This window comes from Pseudolabrys taiwanensis, assembly GCF_003367395.1.
GTDB lineage: Bacteria > Pseudomonadota > Alphaproteobacteria > Rhizobiales > Xanthobacteraceae > Pseudolabrys > Pseudolabrys taiwanensis.
Map to the genome: position 1 here is coordinate 4,913,645 of NZ_CP031417.1, position 19,781 is coordinate 4,933,425.

The following is a 19,781-nucleotide window of genomic DNA, read 5'->3' on the forward strand; positions in this document are numbered from 1 at the left end:
CTCAACCGAGCATTGCGGACCCTGTATAACATTTGTTATACAGGGTCCGATTTCCATTGGAGCGAGCCATGAACGATCAGGCACGCACGTCGGCCCTCGAGGGCTATCTTCTGCAGGTGAAGAAGGTCGGCAATTCGCTCGGGCTGATTTTGCCGAAGGAACTGCTTGCGCGCCTGCGTCTCAAGGAAGGCGATAAGCTTCACGTCGTCGAGCAGACCGAGCGCGGCGTCAAACTCTCGCCCTACGATCCCAAGCACGCCAAGGCGATGGAGCTGGCGCGCCGTTCGTTCCGCAAATACGCCGACACTTACAAAGCCCTGGCAAAATGAGCGACGAGCCCGAGTGGCTCGACATCGAGATCGTTCTTGATTTCCATGCCGAGCAACTGGCCTTGTTCGGCGGCGCCGATGGCATGCGCGATCGCGGATTGCTGGAATCGGCGCTGGCGAGGCCGCAGAACAAGTTCGCTTATGGCGAGCACGACATCGCGTCGCTGGCCGCGGCCTACGGCTTTGGCATCGCCAAAAATCATCCCTTCATCGATGGCAACAAGCGCACGGCTCTGGCTTCGATGATCGTCTTTCTCGGCCTCAACGGGCTCGATCTGGATGTGCCGCAGGAGGCCGCGACGGCGATGATTCTGAGCCTGGCCGCCGGTGAGATCGCTGAAGACCTGCTTGCGCAATGGCTGCGCGACAATGTGGTCCCGCTGGATGCGCCTGGCATCGCCCCCTGACGTGCTTATGTAAGCGGGAAACAGGGCAATCATGTCAGACTCCGAAAGAAACCGCTTCACCGCCCGCGCCGCGCGTTATGCCCGCGTCGGCACCAGGGTCGGGGGCGTTGCCGCGCGAATGGCCGGTCAACGGCTGGTCGGTGCGCAGGATACGCGTGCCGGCAACGCGTTGGCGCTTGCGTCCGCGCTGGGCGGGCTCAAAGGCCCGATCATGAAGGTGGCGCAACTCCTCGCCACCATTCCCGACGCGGTGCCGCCGGAATATGCCAGCGAATTGATGAAGCTGCAGAGCCAGGCGCCGCCGATGGGCTGGGCTTTCGTCAAGCGCCGCATGAGCGCGGAGCTCGGCGCCGACTGGCAGAGCAAGTTCGGCAGCTTCGAACATCATCCGGCCGCCGCGGCGTCGCTCGGCCAGGTCCACCGCGCCACGGCGATCTCCGGCGCGCCTTTGGCCTGCAAGCTGCAATACCCCGACATGCAGTCGGCGGTGGAGGCCGATCTCACCCAGCTTCAATTGCTGCTCTCGTTGCGCAAGCGCTTCGATCCGGCGATCGACACCTCGGAGATCGCGGTGGAGATTTCCGCCCGCCTGCGCGAGGAGCTTGATTACGCGCGCGAGGCCAAACACGTCGCGCTCTATCAGGGCATGCTGAAGGACCGGCCCGCCGTGCGGGTGCCGAACGTGTGGCCCACGCTGTCCACCGGCCGTCTGCTGACGCTCGACTGGATGGAGGGCACCAAGCTCCTGGCGCACAAGGACGCGCCGCAGGAGGTTCGCAATACGCTCGGCGCGGCGATGTTTACGGCCTGGTGGTTCCCGTTCAGCCGCTTCGGCGTCATCCATGGCGACCCGCATCTCGGCAACTACACGGTCTTCGCCGACGAAGCGGGGGCGCCGGCCGGCATCAATCTGCTCGACTACGGTTGTATCCGCATCTTCCCGCCGTCTTTCGTCGGCGGTGTCGTTGACCTGTATCGTGGGCTGGAGCGCGGCGACGACGATCTGATCGTGCACGCCTACGAGACCTGGGGCTTCAAGCGGCTCACGCGCGACCTGATCGACACGCTCAACATTTGGGCACGTTTCATCTACGGCCCGCTGCTGGACAACCGCGTGCGCAGCATCGCCGACGGCGTGAAACCCTCCGACTACGGGCGCAGGGAAGCCTTCCGCGTGCACCAGGCGCTCAAGGAGAAGGGGCCGGTCACCGTGCCGCGCGAATTCGTTTTCATGGATCGCGCGGCAATCGGTCTCGGCGCGGTCTTTTTGCACCTCGCCGCAGAGTTGAATTTCTACAAGCTCTTCAACGAGGCGATCGAGGATTTCGATATCGGCAAAGTGGCGGCCCGCCAATCGGGCGCGCTCGCCGCCGCAGGGCTCTGATCGTCCACCGGCGCTCATCCCATCGCCGTTGCTCTCGCGCCACAATTGCGGTAACCCCTCTGCGGCCCGCCTTTTTGAGAGACCTCGGAGATCCTTCCCCATGGCCGACCACGGCACCGTCGAATACGCCACCGCCACCGGCAACGACTATCCGACGCACGAGAACACGTACGAGCGCTTCGTCCAGTTCACCTTCGTCGGCTCGATCCACGTGATCAATCTGGTGCTGGGTCTGGCGACCGGCGGCGTGCTGGGTCACTGGCTGTGGGCGCTCCTGGTGTTCATCATCGCCATCCTCGGCGCCATTCCGGGCTTCGTGACCGGCACCAAGACGTCGAGCTACGTCGCCTTCGCGCTCTGCTTCCTGATCTTCGGCTTCCTCGCGCTGTCATAAGCTCGAACCAAACATAGCGGACCGCAGGAGGGGCGAATGCGAATTGCCGTAGCGCGTGAAAGCGATCTCTACGAAGGTCGTGTCGCCGCCACCCCCGAGACCGTCAAGAAGTTCATGGCGCTTGGCGCCACGGTCGCGGTTGCGCGCGGTGCGGGTGTCGCCTCCGGCGTCACCGATGCGGATTACGAAGCGGCCGGGGCGACGATTTCCGACACCCCGGCGGCCGATGCCGACATCGTTCTGAAGGTGCGCCGGCCGACGGCGGAAGAGGTCGCCGGCTACAAGCGCGGCGCGCTCGTCATCGCCATCATGGACCCTTACGGCAACGACGCGGCGCTGAAGACGCTGGCCGATGCCGGGCTGTCCGCCTTCGCCATGGAGTTGATGCCGCGCATCACCCGCGCGCAGTCCATGGACGTGCTTTCCTCGCAGGCGAACCTCGCCGGCTACCGCGCCGTCATCGACGCGGCGGCCGAATACGGCCGCGCATTGCCGATGATGATGACCGCCGCCGGCACCGTGCCGGCCGCCAAGGTGTTCATCATGGGCGTCGGCGTCGCCGGCCTGCAGGCGATCGCCACCGCCCGCCGCCTCGGCGCGGTGGTCTCGGCGACCGACGTGCGCCCGGCCACCAAGGAGCAGGTGGAAAGCCTTGGGGCCAAGTTCCTCGCGGTCGAGGACGAAGAGTTCAAGAACGCCCAGACCGCCGGCGGCTACGCCAAGGAAATGTCGAAAGAATACCAGGCCAAGCAGGCGGCGCTGACGGCCGAGCACATCAAGAAGCAGGACATCGTCATCACCACGGCGTTGATCCCCGGGCGCCCGGCGCCGCGGCTGGTCACGGCCGAGATGGTCGCCTCGATGCGTCCCGGCTCGGTTCTCGTCGATCTCGCGGTCGAGCGCGGCGGCAATGTCGAAGGCGCCCAGGCCGGCCAGGTCGCGGTGGTGAACGGCGTCAAGATCGTCGGCTATCTCAATGTGCCGGGGCGTCTCGCCGCCTCGGCCTCGGCGCTCTACGCCAAGAACCTGCTGACCTTCGTCGAGACCTTGATCGACAAGAAAGAAAAGAAACTCGCCGTCAATTGGGACGACGAGCTGGTGAAAGCAACGCTGCTGACCCGCGACGGCGCCGTCGTGCATCCGAACTTCCTGCCAAAGACGGCAGCCTGATCATCCAACTGGGGGCTTTGCCATGGACCACCTGGCAACCGCGGTCGATCCCTTCGTGTTTCGGCTGTCGATTTTCGTGCTGGCCGTGTTCGTCGGTTATTACGTCGTCTGGTCGGTGACGCCGGCGCTGCATACGCCGCTGATGTCCGTCACCAACGCGATCTCGTCGGTCATCGTGGTCGGCGCGCTGCTCGCCGTCGGCGTTGCGCTCGCCGCGAACGACAGCGGTCCGCTGTGGTCGCGCATCCTCGGCTTCGTCGCCTTGGTGTTCGCCTCGATCAATATTTTCGGCGGCTTCCTGGTCACCCAGCGCATGCTGGCGATGTACCAGAAGAAAAAGAAGTAACCGGCCATGAGCGCCAATCTCGTCGCACTGCTTTATCTCGTCGCCGGCGTCCTCTTCATCCTCGCGCTGCGCGGCCTGTCGTCGCCTGAATCCAGCCGCCGCGGCAACCTGTTCGGCATGATCGGCATGACCATCGCCGTGCTGACCACGCTTGCCTCGCATCCGCCGTCCGACGGTCTCGCCTGGGTGCTGGTGCTCGGCGGCATCGCCATCGGCGGCGGCATCGGCGCGGTCATCGCGCGCAAGGTGCCGATGACCTCGATGCCGGAACTGGTCGCCGCCTTCCACTCGCTGGTCGGCATGGCGGCAGTGCTGGTCGCCGCCGGCGCGTTCTATGCGCCCGGCGCCTTCGGCATCGGCGAGGAAGGCCACATCCACGCGCAGAGCCTGATCGAGATGTCGCTCGGCGTCGCCATCGGCGCCATCACCTTCACCGGCTCGGTTATCGCGTTCATGAAGCTCTCCGGGCGCATGAGCGGCAAGCCGATCCTTCTGCCGGCCCGCCACATCGTCAACATCGTGCTGGCGCTGGCGCTGATCTTCTTCATCTACGGTTTCTTCGTCTCGCAGTCGGCGGTCGACTTCTGGGCGGTCGTCGTCATCTCGCTGGTGCTCGGCGTCCTGATCATCGTGCCGATCGGCGGCGCCGACATGCCGGTCGTGATCTCGATGCTGAACTCCTATTCGGGATGGGCCGCCGCCGGCATCGGCTTCACGCTCGGCAACTCGGCGTTGATCATCACCGGCGCGCTGGTCGGCTCCTCGGGCGCGATCCTGTCCTACATCATGTGCAAGGGCATGAACCGCTCGTTCATCTCCGTCATCCTCGGCGGCTTCGGCGGCGAGGTGGCGGCGGCGGGCGGCGCCGCGGAGCAGCGGCCGGTCAAGCTCGGCTCGGCGGAAGACGCCGCCTACATCATGAAGAACGCGCAGAAGGTCATCATCGTGCCGGGCTACGGCATGGCCGTGGCGCAGGCGCAGCATGCGTTGCGCGAGATGGCCGACCATCTCAAGAAGGAAGGCGTCGAGGTCAAATACGCCATCCACCCCGTCGCCGGCCGTATGCCCGGCCACATGAACGTGCTGCTCGCCGAAGCGAACGTGCCTTACGACGAAGTGTTCGAGCTCGAGGACATCAACTCCGAGTTCCCGCAAGCCGATGTCGCCTTTGTCATCGGCGCGAACGACGTCACCAACCCGGCCGCGGAAGAAGACAAGACGTCGCCGATCTACGGCATGCCGGTCTTGCAGGTGTGGAAGGCCGGCACGGTGTTCTTCATCAAGCGCTCGCTCGCGTCGGGCTACGCCGGCATCGACAATCCGCTATTCTACCGCGACAACACGATGATGTTGCTGGGCGACGCCAAGAAGATGACCGAGAGCATCGTCAAGGCGATGTAGGCTTCACCCATCGCCGCAGACGTTCATGGCCGGGCCGATCGCCCGGCCATTTCTTTTTTACCCGACGGATGACTTGCGGGCCGGCGCAGCCGGTGCCGCTGCGGCGGATGGGTCCAGCTGCGGCGGCACATAACGGAAGCAATGGCCGTGCAGCGTGATCGTCGGCTGGATGCCGAAGGCGCCGTTGCCGAAGGCGGCGAGGCGCTTGTCCAGCTCCGGCGCGCTGATGTCCGGTGCGATATCGCAGGCGTTCACGAAATCGCGCCGCGTCGTCTTGCGTCCGGCCCAGGCGACCGGCAAGGTGGGCAGCGGCTTGCTTTGCGTCGCCAGCGTCTCCGATAGCTGCCAGAACAAACGCGCGATTTCGACGAAAGCGCGCTGCTCGAGCGCGACCGGACCCGTGTTCGGCGCGACGTCGAAGTAAGAGACGCCCACGATCGGTCCGGCATCGACCCGTTCGATCATGCGATGTGCCGTCACGCCGAAGCGCGCGACGCCGTCATAGACAGCGAAATACGACGGCAGCCAGCCGGGATATTGCGGCGGGCCGGGATGGAAATTGTAAGCGCCGTAGCCGAGCGCATCGAGAAAGCGCGCCGGCACGATCACCGGCGTGAGGAAGGCGATCAGGCGCGCGTGCCGCAGTTCAGACTGCGGCAACGCTTCGAGTTCGGAGAGCGTTTGCGCCAGGCGTAGGGTCAGATGCGGGTTGTGGCGCCGGAGCAGGGCGGCAAGTGCCGTCTGCTCGATCGGCCCGCACAGCAGGACGATAGTGTCGAACATGATGATGTGCACGATCGGCGCCGCCTCGCCCCCGCGACGCGCGCTTGTTTTCTTGATTTCTTGCTAGGCGGTCACGTCAACGACGTTGCTGCTCGACGATGTTTGTGTCGGCGCAGGGGTGCTGGCGCTCTGGGTCGAGGCCGCGTCATCGCCGTCATTGTCGTGGTGATGATGATGCGCTTGCCGCGTCGTCTGCATCTGCTGCTTCAACTGCGAGAACAGTTGCTGCGCCTTGTTGACGTCGCCGGAATTGAGCGCGTCGCCGATCTGCTGCAGGGCCTGGCCCAACGGGCTGTTGCTGTCGGTGCCGCCGGTCTGGCTCAGATTGGCAAAGGCATTCTGCGCTTGCGACAGGTTGCCGGATTGCAAGGCGGAGCTGAGCTGATTCATCGCCTGACGCAGCGGATCACCCTGCTGCGCGTAGCTGGTCGCGGTGGAAACCGAAGAAATCGCCGTCATGACACGCCTTCCGGCAGGAGTGAGCCCTGCAGTGGTCGCGTCGCCCTTGGCGTGGAACTTCGGCTGTTATGCTTACCCGCCGGTAAATGCGGGACGCCGCGATGTCCGCGCCTCCGCATTATTGATGCACTTTTTACGCTAGGCGCGCTGTGAGCGCGGCCGGCCGCGGGTGATGCGTCAGACCGTGCCGTCCGACGGCAGCGGCACGGTGCCGGTCACGCGCACGCCTTCCGGACGATACGCGACCTCGGCCTTCGCCTGGATTTGTCCGGGCAGCACGATATCGATCAGCCTGGTGCCGAACCCCTTGTGCTTCGGCTTCTTGACCTTCGGGCCGCACGTTTCGACCCACTCGAAATCCAGGCGACGTCCGTTGGCGGCGATCGTCACGCTCCAGCTCACGTCGACTTTGCCCTCGGGCACGGACAAGGCGCCGAAGCGCACCGCATTGGTGGTGAGTTCGTGGATCGCCATGCCGAGCGTTACGGCGAGCTGCGCGGGCAATTCGACATCGGGGCCGCTCAACGTGATGCGTCCGCCGTCGCCGATGCCGAAGGCGTCGAGCTCCTTGTGAACGACGCCACCGAAGTCGACGATGCCGGCTTCGTCGCTGAGCAGCAGATGCGTCTTCGCCAGCGAGCCGATGCGGCCGATGATGGCGTCGCGAAATTCCTCGATCGTCCGCGCCGAGCGGGCCGTCGAGCCCATGATCGCCTGCACGGTGGCGAGCGTGTTCTTCACCCGGTGATGCAGCTCACGCACCAGCAGCGCTTGCTGGTCTTCCGCCGCTTTGCGTTCGCTGATGTCGATGAGCATGTTGACGGCGCCGACCAGCTTGCCGGCGGCGTCGAACAGCGGCGTCGGCGCCGCCGCGAAAGGCACGCGGGTGCCGTCCGGACGCTCGGCGATCGCCTCCATCCCGCGCAGCGCCCGCTGGTCGCGCACCGCGACGGCCATCGGACAGTCGACGTGCGCCATCGGCGTGCCGTCGGGCCAGTAGAGCTTCCAGGCGCCGCACCATTCGCTGACGCCCAATGTCGGCTGGTGCCCCCACATCTCGGCGGCGGCGCTGTTGTAATAGGTCAGGCGGCCGACGGCGTCCGTGGTGTAGACGGCCGTGGGGAGGGCTTCGAGCAAGGCCTGGAAGCGGCGTTCGCGCTCGCTCAGGAGCGCCTGGGCGCTGGGCGGGTCGGCGATGGGGACGACATTGTCGTTTGGCGGGGCGTCACCCATGGTGGCGACCGCGCGCTCGAACTCGCTCTCTAGGAAGCTGACTTTCGAATCCACTACCCCGGCCCTCAACTGGCGCTGGGTGGTCAAGCGGAGAAGACCGCCCTTACCGCATCACCGCATGAACGCAGCCGCCCGCATATCGTTGCACCGGCAGGCTGATTTTCCACTGCGCCGAGGGTAAATGCTTAATTTGGTACCATTTTACACGCTGGGCGAGAATGAGGGAGTTCTTGCCCCAATCGTTCTGATTGTCCGCAATCGACCATGACGGTAAGCGGCGGCACCGGGCGGCAGTCCGATGGCAAAACTTGGAGCGAGCCTTGGAGCAAGACTTGGAGCAAGACTTGGAGCAAGACTTGGGAAAGGGTGAGATGCACAAGGCCGGTGCGGCCTCGAAGCGGACCTGTCTGAGCGCCGCGATGGGCGTGATCGTTGCTCTTGTGTGGATCGCGCCGGTTCTCGCCGAGCCTTGCGCCGATCCCCTCAAGCCGATGTTGCGCGCGGAACTGTTCTTCGGCCGTTCGATCGGCCACCGGTTCGGCGTCAGCGACCGACAGTGGCAGTCCTACGTCGATCGCGAACTGGCGCCACGCTTTCCGGGCGGCTTCACGGTCGTCGATGGCAAAGGGCAATGGCGCGAGGGCGATGCGATCCTGCGCGAGGCGAGCAAGGTCGTGATCCTGGTCGCGCCCGACAGCGCCGAGCTGCGCACGCGTCTTGCCGCCGCGAGGCAGGCCTACATCAAGCGGTTCAAGCAGAAATCGGTCGGGCTGGTCACCCAGGCCGTCTGCGCGGCATTCTAGGACCATGGTGTTCCTGAAGTGGCTGCTTATCGCCGTCGTGCTGGGCTATGGCGGCCTGCTGACGCTGATGTACGTATTTCAGCGCTCCTTGCAGTACTTTCCTGACCCGGCGCGCACGCCGCCGGCATTGGCCGGTCTGCCGCAGGCGCAGGAGGTCGAGCTCAAAACCAGCGACGGCGAGACCGTGATCGCCTGGCACGTGCCGCCGCGCGGCGATCAGCCGGTGGTGCTGTACTTCCACGGCAATGGCGGCGCGCTCAATCTGCGGGTTGGCCGCTTTTCCTGGCTGACGGCCGAGGGCTACGGCCTGGTCGCGCTGTCCTATCGCGGCTACGGCGGCTCGAGCGGCACGCCCACGGAAGCCGGGCTGATCCGCGATGCGCAGGCCGCTTACGACTTCGCCGCCGCCCACTATCCGGCGCAGCGTCTGGTCGCGTTCGGAGAATCGCTCGGGACGGCCGTGGCTGTCGCGGTGGCGGCCGAATGCCCGGTCGGCGGGTTGATCCTCGATGCGCCGTTCACCTCGGCCGCCGATGTCGGCGCCGCCGCCTATCCCTTCGCGCCGGTGCGCTGGCTGATGAAGGATCCGTTCCGCTCCGATTTGCGCATCGGTCGCGTCACCGCACCGCTGCTGGTGCTGCACGGCGTGGCGGACCGGATCGTGCCGATCCGCTTCGGGGAAAGGCTGTTTGCGCTGGCCAATGCGCCGAAGCGCTTCGTGCGCTTTCCGGACGGCAATCACGTCGATCTCGACGATCACGGCGCGGCGGAGGTGGTGAAGCCGTTTCTTGCCGGGCTGGCGGAAATGGTGCGCTGATCCCGGTCCGGCCCCCGATAGCCATCCGCTCGTCGGTCCCAAAAACAAAAGCGCGAGCCGCAAGGGCCCGCGCCATGTCATTCAAAACTTGAAATTCAAAACCCGTGTTGGCCGTTCGCCTTGTTCGGCTTAGCCGAACCGGCGTGCACCGCCGCCCGCGCCACCGCGACCGCCTGCGCCGGGACCGCCCGCGCCAGGAGTCGTCTTCGGCTTCATCGGCAACAGGCCCTCGCGCTGCATCTTCTTGCGCGCAAGCTTGCGAGCCCGACGGATCGCTTCCGCCTTTTCCCGCGCCTTCTTTTCCGACGGCTTTTCGTAGTGACCGCGAAGCTTCATTTCGCGGAAAATGCCCTCGCGCTGCATCTTCTTCTTGAGCGCCTTCAGGGCTTGATCGACGTTGTTGTCGCGAACGAGTACTTGCACGCTTGCTCCTTCGTTGTGGGCCGGACGGGTTAAGGTCAAAAGTCCGCGGCGGCGGGCCTTTTGAATCGCCGGGCTGTAGCAGAATTGGACGGTAGAGTCCATGCGGAGCGGCCAAAAACGGCCTCCGCGCGGGCTTTTCGGCAATATAGAGCGTCGAAAGGCGGACTGCCAGCGTCCAGCGCCGGCGGTTTCAGGGCCGCCGAACGGCGCGGAACCGCAACCGGAACAAGAGTTTAACTCGTCCGCAGCCTCAGCGCGGCAGCATATGCATGAAGGGCTCGGCCTCTTTCAGCGCCCGCGCGAAGGACGGTCGCTGTTTCAGCCGGCCGAGATAGGCGGCGAGATTCGGGTAGCGGCCGGCGAGCGGGCCGATCGCCTCGTCGATATAGAACAAGCACGGCGCCGCTGCGCAGTCGGCCAATGTGAAGTCCTCTCCCGCCGCCCAGGTTCGCGCGCCCATGTCCTTCTCGACGAGCCCGAGCGCGGTGTTCAGGGCGTTCAGCGCATGCTCGACGCCGTGCGGATCCTTCTTGCCCTCGGGCCTTATCCGATCGCCGATGATCTTCTGCATGTGGGTGTGAACATGCAGATCGTAGAAGCGGTCGATGGCGCGCACCTCGAGCGCCGGGTCGGCGGCGTCCGGGATGAGCTTCACCGGCCCCGGATAATGCCGCGCGAGGTATTCGATGATGATCGTCGATTCCGGCACCACGCGCGCGTCGTCGCGCAGCACGGGAAATTTGCCGACGGGCCAGATCTGCTTGAACGTCGTGCGCGATTCCTTGTCGCCGAGGTTGACGAGATGCGGCGTGAACGGCGTGCCGTTCTCGTAGAGCGCAATCAGCGCCTTGTGGCAGTAGGACGATAGCGGGTGGAGATAGAGCGTGAGCGGCATGCCGGCTTTCCTCGTGCGCGGGCGGCGAAGCTATTTGGGACGGCGTGTCAGCACCACATGCGTGGCGTGTTCGGTCGCCACGTGTTCGGTGCGCTCGAAGCCGAGCTTGGGCAGATCGATGCCGGCGAAGAAAGGCTCACCGGTGCCGAGCACGACCGGCGAAACGGCCAGATGCATTTCATCGACCAGGCCGGCCGCCAGATATTGCCGGATGGTGGCGGCGCCGCCGCCGATGCGGACGTCACGGCCGTTGGCGGCCTGCGTCGCGCGCTCCAGCGCGGCGTGAATGCCGTCGGTGACGAAGTGGAAGGTCGTGCCGCCCTCCATCTCGATTGATGCGCGCGGATAGTGCGTGAGCACGAAGACCGGACAGTGATAGGGCGGGTTGTCGCCCCACCAGCCTTTCCAATTCTCGTCCGGCCAATCGCCGCGGATCGGCCCGAACATGTTGCGGCCGAGGATCCACGCGCCGAGATTCTCGAAACTGCGTGCGGCGAAATCCTCGTCGACGCCCGTCGAGCCGCCCTCCTGTCCGAACATCTTCTTGAACGTGCGCGTGCCGAACGCCCAGGTGTGCAAGGTCTCGCCACCAACGCCGAGCGGTTTCTCGAGACTCTGCTCGGGCCCCGCGCCGTAACCATCGAGCGAAACCGAAAAGGCCCTGACGACCAGCCTCGACATGCGCACCTCCCAACTGATTTCATTTTGCAACCAGTTGCATTCTGGTATTGCTGGTGCGAGTTTGCAAGCGGTTTTTTGAGGACGCGCATGCACGAGGCCCATCGCTCCGGCTGCCCGATCAATCTCACGCTCGAGGTGCTCGGCGACAAGTGGAGCTTGCTGATCGTTCGCGACATCATTTTCGGCAACCGACGGCATTTTCGCGAACTGCTGACCAAGTCCGAGGAGGGGATTTCGTCCAACATCCTGTCCGACCGTCTCAAGAATCTGCTGGAGCAGGGCGTCCTCACGCGCGAGGACGACCCGACGCATAAGCAGAAGGGCATCTACAGCCTGACCGAGAAGGGCATCGAGCTGTTGCCCGTGCTCGCGCAGATGGCGGCCTGGGGCTACAAATATCTGCCGGTGACGGAAGAGCTGGGCATCCGCGCGCGGCTGCTCGACGAGGGCGGCCCGAAACTATGGGCGGCATTCATGGACGAACTGCGCGAGATGCACCTCGGCATGAAGCGCAAGAACAAAGGCCCGTCGGTCTTCGCCAAATTGCAGGCGGCGTATCAGGCGGTGGTGGCGAAGCAGCGGAAGAATTGACGGGTCACCTTGCGGAACGTATCGTGTCATGATACGTTAAGGCATGATCCGGGGCTTCAGAGGGAAGTTCGCCGAAGCGATCCTTCGGGAACGGGTCGTTCCCAAGGGATTTCCGGTAGATGTCGCCGCGACGGCGAGGCGGAAACTCATCATGCCGAACAATGCCGAGCGGCTTGACGATCTTAAATCTCCGCCGGGCGTCTCCAAGCTCTGAAGGGTAAGTTGGCTGGACGGCACTCAATTCGTGTGAACGACCAGTGGCGCATTGTGTTTCGCTGGACCGAGAGCGGTCCTGACGAGGTCGAGTTGATCGACTATCACTAGTCGAAGGGGGGATCGGAATAGACCGAACCTCTAATAGAGGATCAAATGGCCAAGAAGCTTGCACCCGTTCACCCTGGTGAAGTCCTGCGGGAGGAGTTTCTGAAACCCCTCGACTTGACGCCCTACGCCGTCGCGGCCGCGATCGGGGTGCCGCGCACTCGTGTCGAGCGGCTTGCGCGGGAGGAGACGCCAGTCACCGCCGACACGGCGTTGCGTCTCGGCAAATTCTTCAAGACGTCGCCGGCGTTCTGGATGAACATGCAGGCTCAGTACGACCTAGAGGTCGCCAGCGATGAGTTGGCACCGGAGATCAAGAAGATATCCGCGTACAAAGCGGCGTAAATCGCGACGCTCGCGCTACTTCCCCGGCCACACCCTTGTCACATGCCCCATCTTGCGGCGCGGGCTGGGCTTGCCCTTGCCGTAGACGTGCAGCGACGTGCCCGGCTGTTTCAGCCAGCGCGCGGTGTCGAGGATCTCGTCGCCGATCAGGTTGATCATCTCGACTTTCTTGCCGAGGCGCAGCGGCTTCGCCAGCGGCAGGCCCGCCACCGCGCGCATGTGCTGCTCGAACTGCGACACCGTCGCGCCGTCGATGGTCCAGTGGCCGGAATTGTGCACGCGCGGCGCGATCTCGTTGACCAGCACGTGCTGCGCGCCCTTGCGGCGCACGACGAACATCTCGACGCCCATCACGCCGACATAGCCGAAGGCCTTGGCGATCTTGGTGGCGACGCGCTTGGCTTCCGCGCCGAGCGCGGGCGAGACCTTCGCCGGCACGGTGGAGATGTGCAGGATGTGGTCGCGGTGCACGTTCTCGGTGACTTCGAAGCACTCGACCTGGCCGTCGGCGCCGCGCGCGGCGATCACCGAGACCTCGCGCTCGAACTTCACGAAGCCTTCCAGGATGCAGGGCACGCCGCGCAAGGCGCGCCAGGCGGCGTCGGCCTCCGACGCCTTCATGATCTTGGCCTGGCCTTTGCCGTCGTAGCCGAGCGTGCGCGTCTTCAAGACCGCGGGCAGGCCGATCTTGTCGATCGCCTCGTGGAGTTCGGCGGCGCTGTTCACCGCTGCGTAAGGCGCGGTGGCGATGCCGAGCGAGGCGACGTAGTCCTTTTCGACCAGCCGGTCCTGCGTCAGCGCCAGCACCTTCGGATCCGGCAGCACCGGCTTGCGCTTGCGCCGGCTCAAAAAGGCCGCGGTCTTCGCCGGCACGTTTTCGAATTCGTAGGTGACGACATCGACCGCGTCGGCAAAGCGCGCGAGCGCGTCTTCATCCTCGAAGTCGCCGATGGTGTAGTCATGCACCACGTCGAAGGCGCAGGAGTTCTTTTCCGGCGAATAGACGTGGCAGCGCAGGCCGAGCGGCGCCGCCGCCAAGGCCAACATGCGCGCCAGTTGCCCGCCGCCGAGGATTCCGATGGTCGCGCCGACTTTCAGCAACACACGCTCCGCTCATTCCCGCGCAAGCGGGAATCCAGGGCCATAACGACTGAGCTTGAAATCTGTCGCTCCAGGTCCCCGCTTTCGCGAGGACGAGCGGGGTCATAGCCCGACATCATCAATCCTTCGGGCGCTTGGCGACCGCTTTGGTCTGCTGTGTGCGCCACTGATCGAGCCGCTTGGCGACTTTGCCGTCGGAGAGGCCGAGGATGGCGGCGGCCAGCAGCGCGGCGTTGATCGCGCCGGCTTTGCCGATCGCCAGGGTGCCGACCGGGATGCCGCCGGGCATCTGCAAGATCGACAGCAGCGAATCCTTACCTTCAAGCGCGTGGGTATTCACCGGCACGCCGAGCACCGGCAGCGGCGTCATCGACGCCGTCATGCCCGGCAGGTGCGCCGCGCCGCCGGCGCCGGCGATGATCACCTTGAAGCCGGCGTCCCGCGCGCCGTGCGCGAATTCATAGAGCCGCTTCGGCGTGCGATGGGCGGAGACGATGCGCGCGTCGTAGCCGATCTTGAGCGCGTCGAGCGTGTCGGCGGCGTGCTTCATCGTGGTCCAGTCCGACTGGCTGCCCATGATGATCGCGACCGGTTTCGTAGCCATCGTGCCCCCTATTTCCGCACCACCCCTGGCGGAAGGAAGCGCCGGATTATAGGTAGGGACCTCTACGTGGCAAGGCGAAACATCTCTTATCGGTTGTAAAATGGCGGCGATTCGCTGGGGATCGTGAGTGGCCTATAGCGCGACATATCCGGCTTCGGAGCAGGCCTTGCAGACCGAGGTCGAGCGGCTGCGTCAGGAGCTGGCCGAGGCCCATCGGCGCATCGCCGAGCTCGAGGCGCGGGCCGACGTCGATCCTTTGCTCGATATCCTGAACCGCCGCGGCTTCGAGCGCGAACTGGCCCGCTCGCTCGCTTACGTGCAGCGCTACAGCACGGCGGCGGCGCTGATGTTCATCGACCTCGACGGCTTCAAGGCGGTCAACGACCGCCACGGCCATGCCGTCGGCGACGCGCTGCTCAAGGCGGTGGCGGCGGCGCTGACCGGCCATGTGCGCGCGTCGGACGTGGTCGGGCGGCTCGGCGGCGACGAGTTCGGTGTCGTGATGTGGAATGTCGAAGGCAGCAGCGCCGTGGCCAAGGCACTGGCCCTGGAGCAGCTGATCGGAGAAGCCCACGTGCCCCATGGCGCGATGCGTTTGAGCGTCGGCGCCAGCGCGGGTGTGGTATCGCTGGCGACGACCAGCGACCTGACGCAAATCCTCGATGCCGCCGACCGCGCGATGTACGCGCGCAAGCGCGAGCGCAGGGGGTGAAATCTTTCGCTGTCGTTCCGGCCAAGCGCGAGCCGGGACCCTTACGCCGCAGCCGACTTGCGCGTCGTGATGGCAGACATTGGGTAGAGCCACTGTCTGCGGGGACGACACGCTAAGCGATGATGTCCGGGGTGAGCTGGTCTTCGATCAGCCGAATCGAATCGCGCAGCACCAGTTTGCGCTTCTTCAGCCGCTGCACTTGGAGCAGATCCGAGGCGGGCGATGCGGCGAGAGCGGCGATGGCCGCGTCCAGGTCGCGATGCTCCTGTTGTAAACGCGCCAGTTGCGTTCTCAGCGCGCCTTCTTCTTCTTCCGTCATCGCCACTTGCTGATCGCTTTCAAGGCGGTTCGTGCTTGCCTCAAGCGGGAACAATTATCGCGGTTTCCACAAGGGCATTCAAGTCTTTCCGAAACCAATAGAATTCCAACAGCTTTCAAGTTGATTTGCGGGGCTGCGATCACGGGTGTACGCTTTGCGAGCGTCACAGGATTGAGGAGACATACTGCATGTCGATGCAATCGCACCTTGCGGAACTTGAAAAGCGGCACAAGGCACTCGAAGTCGAAATCAACGATTGCCTGGCCCACCCCGCGGTCGACGACTTGAAAGTCGTGGAACTCAAACGAAAAAAGCTGCTGGTAAAGGACGAGATAGCGCGTCTGCGTATCAACGTTTACGCCAGCGTGCACTGAAGCGGCTTCGGCCCTCCCGTCATCTCTGACGCTCAACCGCCGGCTCGCAGGCCGCGAGGCGGCGGTTTTGCATTTTGGATTGCCGACGGGCGAATTCGATTGCACCATAATCCGCGTTCGCAACGAGCGACCGATCAACGGTCCCGCGCCCGCCCAAGGAAAATGCCCATGCGCTTTCGCGCCGCTTTTATGCTCGCCGCCGTCGCGGCGTTGTTCGCCGTATCCGCGCCGGCTGCCGCCGCCAGCGATTACCCGGTTCGCTCGATCACCTTGGTGGTCCCTTACCCCGCCGGGGGCGGGGTCGATTCCATGGCGCGCGTGGTGGCCCTGAAGCTGTCCGACGCGTTGAAGCAGCAGGTGGTGGTCGAGAACCGCGGCGGCGGCGGCGGTACCGTCGGCACCAAGTTCGTGGCGCGCGCCGCGCCGGACGGCTACACGCTGCTGCTCGGCCACACCGGCACGATCTCGATCAATCCCGCGCTCTACACCAATCTGGCGATCGATCCGGAGAAGGAGTTCGCGCCGATCGGCCTCGTCGCGTCGATGCCGGTGGCGCTGCTCGCGCATCCCTCGTTCGAGGGCAAGACCGTCGCCGACCTGATCAAGCTCGCCAAGGACAAACCGGGCGCGCTCAACATCGGCACGTCCGCCATGGGCACCGGCGGTTACATGGCCGCGGAGCTGTTCAAGACGGTCGCCGGCGTCGATGTCGCCATCATCCCCTATAAAGGTACCGCGCCGGTGATGAACGACCTGCTCGGCGGCCACGTGCCGGTCGCCTTCGGCGTGTTGCCGCCGGCGCTGGGCAATATTCAGGCGGGCAAGCTGCGCGTCGTTGCCGTCACCAGCAAGAAGCGTTTCTCGCTGCTGCCGGACGTGCCGACCTTCGACGAGAACGGCCTGCCGGGCTTCGACGCGGTGCTGCATTACGGCGTGCTGGCGCCGGCCGGCACGCCCAAGGAGATCGTCGACAAACTGAGTGTGGAATTGCGCAAGCTGGTGGCGACCGACGAGGTGAAGCAGCGCATCCACATGGAGGGCGGCGATCCGCTGGCCTCCACGCCGGAGGAGTATGCCGCCGACATCGCCAGTGAGGCCCAGAAGTGGGGCGGTCTGGTGAAAAAGCTCGGTCTGAAGGTGGAATAGGGGCGCGAAACGTCGCGGGGACAGGACTGGTCAAGGCCGCCGTCCGGCCATATTGTTCGGCTGTGATTTGGTCCTGAGCGGATTTCGCGGGGTTGGTTCCATGAAGCGCTTCGGTCGGCTTTGTCTCGTCGCGGCGGGCGCGCTGGCGTTTACCGCCGGCGCGGCGCAGGCGTTCACCTTCACCGATCAGAACGGCAATGCCGGGAACGCCCAGGGCTATGTCGATCTCGACCCGGCGGCGTCGCGGCACGATATCCCCGCGTCGCGCTTCGGCACGCCGAACAGCACCGTGCAGTCGGGCGATTCGACCATCAAGTTCTTCGGCGGCGCCGGCACCGGCGGCGGCTCCTTCAACCAGCGCTACAATTCGAACAACCTGTTCGACCCTTACGCCCGCGACGGGCGGTAAGCCTCGCGCCGACCTTCAACGCTGTCGTCTCCGCGAACGCGGGGACCCATACGCCGCAACCTATCGATAGCGCGGAGGTTATGGGTCCCGGGCTTCGCGTGCGCTCGCCCGGGACGACATCAGCGCTTCCTGCTGAAAAACGCCGCGAAGGCGGCCTGCGCCTCGGCCGAGCCGAGACGTTTCTTGAACGCGTCCGCTTCCGCGTCGATGCGCGCCGCAATCTCGTCCGGCGCGCCGCGCATCAGGCGGCGGGCGATCTTCACGCCCTCCGCCGGCAAGGCCGCGATTGTCCGCGCCGCGGTGAGCGCCTCGCCATCGACCGCGGCCGGCGGCACGACCAGGTTGACGATGCCGGCGTCCTTGGCATCGGTCGCGCTCAAGCGTTTGCCCATCACCAGCAGCGAGAAAGCGCGCGCGTGGCCCATCAGCCGCGGCGCGATCAGGCTCGAGGCCGCCTCCGGCACGAGGCCGAGGCCGACGAAAGGCGTCGAGAAACTCGCGCTCTCGCCCGCGATCACCTGGTCGCAATGCAGCAGCATGGTGGTGCCGACGCCGACGGCCGCGCCGTTGACGGCCGCCACCACCGGGATGTCGCAACGCGCCAGCGCGTGCAGGAAACGCAGGATCGGCGCGCCGAGCCCGCCGCCGCCCTGCGCCATGGCGACGAAGTCGTTGAGATCGTTGCCGGCGCAGAAGACGCTCTCGTGCCCGGCGATGACGAGGCAGCGGATGGCGGCGTCGTTCGCGACGGTCTCGATCGCCTCCGCCATGGCGTCATACATGGCGAGCGTCAGCGCGTTCTTCTTCTCCGGCCGGTTCATGCGGATGACGCGAACCGGGCCGTCGTCGGTGATGAGGATGTCGGGCATGCTGTCTTCGCTGTTGTCGGCGCACCGGCGGGCGATGCCCGGGTTAGGCCGCGCGCGTCAGTGTGCCACGACTGTGCCGGTCAATGCGAGACGGCTGCCGCGCTGGCCGCGGATCGCGCCTCAGTTCGCCGCCGTCGCGGCCGCCGGGCGCACCGCCGCGTAGCACGAAAAGTCGTGCCGCTTCAGCAGCGCGCAGGCTTTGTTCGCCGCGTCGACATCGTCAAATCCGGCGTAGGCGGCGCGGAAGTAAGTCTTGCCGTCTCGTTCGACGCGTTTGGTCTGCGCCTCGGCGCCATCGAGGAGACGGCTCACCACCGGCTTCGTCGCGGCGATCAGCGCTTCGGCCGCGTCACGCGTCGGCAAGGCGCCGACGCGGATCGACACCACATCGGCGACGCGAACGCTGAAGGCGCCCGCGGCCGCTACCTGGACGGTCTGCGGCTTTGGCTTTGCCGGATGCGCGTCGGCGCGCCGCACGCCCGTCATCAACGAGGCGAAATAGCCTTTGTCGCGGCGCAGGCGGCCCGCATAGCGCTTGATGAGGCCGGCGGCGCGTGCGTCGCGCGCCCGATAGGTCGGGCCACCCATGACGACGACGATCATCTTGCGGCCGTGCCGGCGGAACGAGGTCACGATGTTGAAGCCTGACGCGCGCGTGAAGCCGGTCTTGATACCGTCGACGTGCTTGAAGCGGCTCAACAGATGATTGTGACCGCGATACACGCGGCCGCGATAGGCAAAGCGCGTCGTCTTGAAGTAGCGATAGTATGCCGGGAACCGGGCCTGCAACGCGGCGCCGAGCAGCGCCATATCGTGCGCGGTCGTGACTTGTCCTTTGGCCGGCAGCCCGGATGCGTTGCGGAACTGCGTGTGCCGCATGCCGAGCTGGCGCGCCGTGCGCGTCATGCGCCGCGCGAACGCGACTTCGCTGCCGGCGAGATTTTCCGCGATCGTGGCGGCGACATCGTTCGCTGAGATCGTCACCAGCGCGCGAATGGCGTCGCTGGCCGAGATCGTGTCGCCGGGTTTAAGCCACAATTTCACCGGCGCCTGTGCCGCGGCGTGCTTGGAAACGCGGAACTGCGTGTCGAGCGAGACGCGCTTGCGTTCGAGGTCGCCGAACAGCAGGTAGAGCGTCATCATTTTTGTCAGCGATGCCGGATAGCGGCGGCTCTCGCCATGCTGCGCATAGAGGGCGCGGCCGGTCGTCGCATCGAGCACATAGGCGGCGGGTTCGGCGGCGAAGGCGGGCGATGCGCAGGCGACGGCCGCGACGACGATCAGCAGGGCCGACGCGCCGCGGGCGATCCGTTCTTCTAAAAGCATGTGTGTTGCCTTCATCGGTTCGGGTTACCGTCGCGCCGAATCCGCTGTAGGATATTCGCATTGCCGGTGGCAACCCGAACGTTGCGGCAACACGCGCTGGGGGCGGCGCGCTCCGGCGAGAGGAACAGTGTCGCTTCAT

The 19,781-nt window shown here is 65.4% G+C and carries 27 protein-coding genes; 16 read left to right on the top strand and 11 right to left on the bottom strand.

Translation table 11 applies throughout. From position 1 onward, the window contains the following. Nucleotides 1-68 precede the first annotated feature (68 nt). The 7 genes from DW352_RS23305 to DW352_RS23335 all read left to right on the top strand — a co-directional run bounded on the left by DW352_RS23305 (nucleotide 69) and on the right by DW352_RS23335 (nucleotide 5,431). Entirely contained in the window at nucleotides 69-329 is a 261-nt protein-coding gene (locus DW352_RS23305; RefSeq protein WP_115693565.1) for an AbrB/MazE/SpoVT family DNA-binding domain-containing protein, read from the top strand. Next, nucleotides 326-736: a type II toxin-antitoxin system death-on-curing family toxin gene (locus tag DW352_RS23310; protein WP_115693566.1), complete on the top strand. Its 411-nt coding sequence runs from the start codon at nucleotides 326-328 to the stop codon at nucleotides 734-736. Before DW352_RS23305 ends, DW352_RS23310 begins: the two co-directional genes overlap by 4 nt. 31 nt (nucleotides 737-767) lie before the next feature. Continuing rightward, a complete protein-coding gene (locus tag DW352_RS23315; RefSeq protein WP_115693567.1) occupies nucleotides 768-2,120 on the top strand; it encodes an ABC1 kinase family protein in 1,353 nt (450 codons plus the stop codon). Nucleotides 2,121-2,220: 100 nt separating this feature from the next. Next, the gene (locus tag DW352_RS23320) at nucleotides 2,221-2,514 is read left to right on the top strand and encodes an aa3-type cytochrome c oxidase subunit IV (RefSeq protein ID WP_115693568.1); all 294 of its coding nucleotides are present in this window, start codon (nucleotides 2,221-2,223) and stop codon (nucleotides 2,512-2,514) included. Between the two features lie 36 nt (nucleotides 2,515-2,550). Continuing rightward, nucleotides 2,551-3,684 carry a Re/Si-specific NAD(P)(+) transhydrogenase subunit alpha gene (locus DW352_RS23325; protein ID WP_115693569.1) on the top strand — a complete coding sequence of 378 codons (1,134 nt, stop codon included), beginning with the start codon at nucleotides 2,551-2,553 and terminating at the stop codon, nucleotides 3,682-3,684. 22 nt (nucleotides 3,685-3,706) lie between these two features. Beyond that, nucleotides 3,707-4,030, top strand: a complete 324-nt coding sequence (locus tag DW352_RS23330) for a proton-translocating transhydrogenase family protein (RefSeq protein ID WP_115693570.1) — start codon at nucleotides 3,707-3,709, stop codon at nucleotides 4,028-4,030. 6 nt (nucleotides 4,031-4,036) lie between these two features. Beyond that, nucleotides 4,037-5,431: an NAD(P)(+) transhydrogenase (Re/Si-specific) subunit beta gene (locus DW352_RS23335; protein ID WP_115693571.1), complete on the top strand. Its 1,395-nt coding sequence runs from the start codon at nucleotides 4,037-4,039 to the stop codon at nucleotides 5,429-5,431. A 57-nt stretch (nucleotides 5,432-5,488) separates the two neighbouring features. Here the strand turns inward: DW352_RS23335 and DW352_RS23340 are convergent, their stop codons facing one another. The 3 genes from DW352_RS23340 to DW352_RS23350 all read right to left on the bottom strand — a co-directional run bounded on the left by DW352_RS23340 (nucleotide 5,489) and on the right by DW352_RS23350 (nucleotide 7,960). Further along, a complete protein-coding gene (locus tag DW352_RS23340) occupies nucleotides 5,489-6,214 on the bottom strand; it encodes a formyltransferase family protein (RefSeq protein ID WP_162827147.1) in 726 nt (241 codons plus the stop codon). A 63-nt stretch (nucleotides 6,215-6,277) separates the two neighbouring features. Next, the gene (locus tag DW352_RS23345) at nucleotides 6,278-6,673 is read right to left on the bottom strand and encodes a hypothetical protein (protein WP_115693573.1); all 396 of its coding nucleotides are present in this window, start codon (nucleotides 6,671-6,673) and stop codon (nucleotides 6,278-6,280) included. Between the two features lie 177 nt (nucleotides 6,674-6,850). Then, nucleotides 6,851-7,960 (bottom strand): sensor histidine kinase, encoded by a 1,110-nt coding sequence (locus tag DW352_RS23350; RefSeq protein ID WP_115693574.1) that lies wholly within the window; start codon nucleotides 7,958-7,960, stop codon nucleotides 6,851-6,853. Nucleotides 7,961-8,277: 317 nt separating this feature from the next. Here DW352_RS23350 and DW352_RS23355 point away from each other — a divergent pair, with 317 nt between their 5' ends. Next, nucleotides 8,278-8,709 carry a DUF3574 domain-containing protein gene (locus tag DW352_RS23355; RefSeq protein ID WP_115693575.1) on the top strand — a complete coding sequence of 144 codons (432 nt, stop codon included), beginning with the start codon at nucleotides 8,278-8,280 and terminating at the stop codon, nucleotides 8,707-8,709. A 4-nt stretch (nucleotides 8,710-8,713) separates the two neighbouring features. Beyond that, on the top strand, nucleotides 8,714-9,526 hold the full coding sequence (locus DW352_RS23360) for an alpha/beta hydrolase (RefSeq protein WP_115693576.1): 813 nt from the start codon (nucleotides 8,714-8,716) through the stop codon (nucleotides 9,524-9,526). Between the two features lie 129 nt (nucleotides 9,527-9,655). On the opposite strand, the gene rpsU is transcribed toward DW352_RS23360, so the two are convergent. The 3 genes from rpsU to DW352_RS23375 all read right to left on the bottom strand — a co-directional run bounded on the left by rpsU (nucleotide 9,656) and on the right by DW352_RS23375 (nucleotide 11,525). Continuing rightward, nucleotides 9,656-9,949, bottom strand: coding sequence for a 30S ribosomal protein S21 (gene rpsU, locus DW352_RS23365; RefSeq protein WP_115693577.1), 294 nt, complete (start codon nucleotides 9,947-9,949; stop codon nucleotides 9,656-9,658). A 250-nt stretch (nucleotides 9,950-10,199) separates the two neighbouring features. Continuing rightward, nucleotides 10,200-10,844 (bottom strand): glutathione S-transferase family protein, encoded by a 645-nt coding sequence (locus DW352_RS23370; RefSeq protein WP_115693578.1) that lies wholly within the window; start codon nucleotides 10,842-10,844, stop codon nucleotides 10,200-10,202. A 30-nt stretch (nucleotides 10,845-10,874) separates the two neighbouring features. Then, a complete protein-coding gene (locus tag DW352_RS23375; RefSeq protein ID WP_115693579.1) occupies nucleotides 10,875-11,525 on the bottom strand; it encodes a dihydrofolate reductase family protein in 651 nt (216 codons plus the stop codon). An 87-nt stretch (nucleotides 11,526-11,612) separates the two neighbouring features. Here DW352_RS23375 and DW352_RS23380 point away from each other — a divergent pair, with 87 nt between their 5' ends. From DW352_RS23380 to DW352_RS23390, 3 genes are all read left to right on the top strand, one after another. After that, nucleotides 11,613-12,116: a winged helix-turn-helix transcriptional regulator gene (locus DW352_RS23380; RefSeq protein ID WP_115693580.1), complete on the top strand. Its 504-nt coding sequence runs from the start codon at nucleotides 11,613-11,615 to the stop codon at nucleotides 12,114-12,116. A gap of 246 nt (nucleotides 12,117-12,362) precedes the next feature. Then, nucleotides 12,363-12,440: a hypothetical protein gene (locus DW352_RS27665; RefSeq protein WP_425374672.1), complete on the top strand. Its 78-nt coding sequence runs from the start codon at nucleotides 12,363-12,365 to the stop codon at nucleotides 12,438-12,440. A gap of 45 nt (nucleotides 12,441-12,485) precedes the next feature. Further along, entirely contained in the window at nucleotides 12,486-12,782 is a 297-nt protein-coding gene (locus DW352_RS23390) for a HigA family addiction module antitoxin (RefSeq protein WP_115693581.1), read from the top strand. Nucleotides 12,783-12,797: 15 nt separating this feature from the next. On the opposite strand, the gene DW352_RS23395 is transcribed toward DW352_RS23390, so the two are convergent. Together DW352_RS23395 and purE are read right to left on the bottom strand one after the other, a co-directional pair. Beyond that, a complete protein-coding gene (locus DW352_RS23395; RefSeq protein WP_115693582.1) occupies nucleotides 12,798-13,886 on the bottom strand; it encodes a 5-(carboxyamino)imidazole ribonucleotide synthase in 1,089 nt (362 codons plus the stop codon). A gap of 115 nt (nucleotides 13,887-14,001) precedes the next feature. Beyond that, nucleotides 14,002-14,487 (bottom strand): 5-(carboxyamino)imidazole ribonucleotide mutase, encoded by a 486-nt coding sequence (gene purE, locus DW352_RS23400; protein ID WP_115693583.1) that lies wholly within the window; start codon nucleotides 14,485-14,487, stop codon nucleotides 14,002-14,004. 166 nt (nucleotides 14,488-14,653) lie between these two features. Here purE and DW352_RS23405 point away from each other — a divergent pair, with 166 nt between their 5' ends. Beyond that, complete coding sequence (locus DW352_RS23405; protein ID WP_162827148.1) at nucleotides 14,654-15,199, top strand: GGDEF domain-containing protein; 546 nt, start codon at nucleotides 14,654-14,656, stop codon at nucleotides 15,197-15,199. 112 nt (nucleotides 15,200-15,311) lie between these two features. Here the strand turns inward: DW352_RS23405 and DW352_RS23410 are convergent, their stop codons facing one another. After that, a complete protein-coding gene (locus DW352_RS23410; RefSeq protein WP_115694573.1) occupies nucleotides 15,312-15,518 on the bottom strand; it encodes a YdcH family protein in 207 nt (68 codons plus the stop codon). Nucleotides 15,519-15,706: 188 nt separating this feature from the next. On the opposite strand from DW352_RS23410, the gene DW352_RS23415 reads away from it, so the two are divergent. The 3 genes from DW352_RS23415 to DW352_RS23425 all read left to right on the top strand — a co-directional run bounded on the left by DW352_RS23415 (nucleotide 15,707) and on the right by DW352_RS23425 (nucleotide 17,447). Then, a complete protein-coding gene (locus DW352_RS23415; RefSeq protein WP_115693585.1) occupies nucleotides 15,707-15,892 on the top strand; it encodes a YdcH family protein in 186 nt (61 codons plus the stop codon). Between the two features lie 168 nt (nucleotides 15,893-16,060). Next, the gene (locus tag DW352_RS23420) at nucleotides 16,061-17,038 is read left to right on the top strand and encodes a Bug family tripartite tricarboxylate transporter substrate binding protein (RefSeq protein ID WP_162827149.1); all 978 of its coding nucleotides are present in this window, start codon (nucleotides 16,061-16,063) and stop codon (nucleotides 17,036-17,038) included. 100 nt (nucleotides 17,039-17,138) lie between these two features. Then, on the top strand, nucleotides 17,139-17,447 hold the full coding sequence (locus tag DW352_RS23425; RefSeq protein ID WP_115693587.1) for a hypothetical protein: 309 nt from the start codon (nucleotides 17,139-17,141) through the stop codon (nucleotides 17,445-17,447). A gap of 119 nt (nucleotides 17,448-17,566) precedes the next feature. On the opposite strand, the gene DW352_RS23430 is transcribed toward DW352_RS23425, so the two are convergent. Further along, nucleotides 17,567-18,316: a crotonase/enoyl-CoA hydratase family protein gene (locus DW352_RS23430; protein ID WP_115693588.1), complete on the bottom strand. Its 750-nt coding sequence runs from the start codon at nucleotides 18,314-18,316 to the stop codon at nucleotides 17,567-17,569. 120 nt (nucleotides 18,317-18,436) lie between these two features. Then, nucleotides 18,437-19,642, bottom strand: a complete 1,206-nt coding sequence (locus DW352_RS23435; protein WP_115693589.1) for a D-alanyl-D-alanine carboxypeptidase family protein — start codon at nucleotides 19,640-19,642, stop codon at nucleotides 18,437-18,439. Nucleotides 19,643-19,781: the final 139 nt, after the last annotated feature.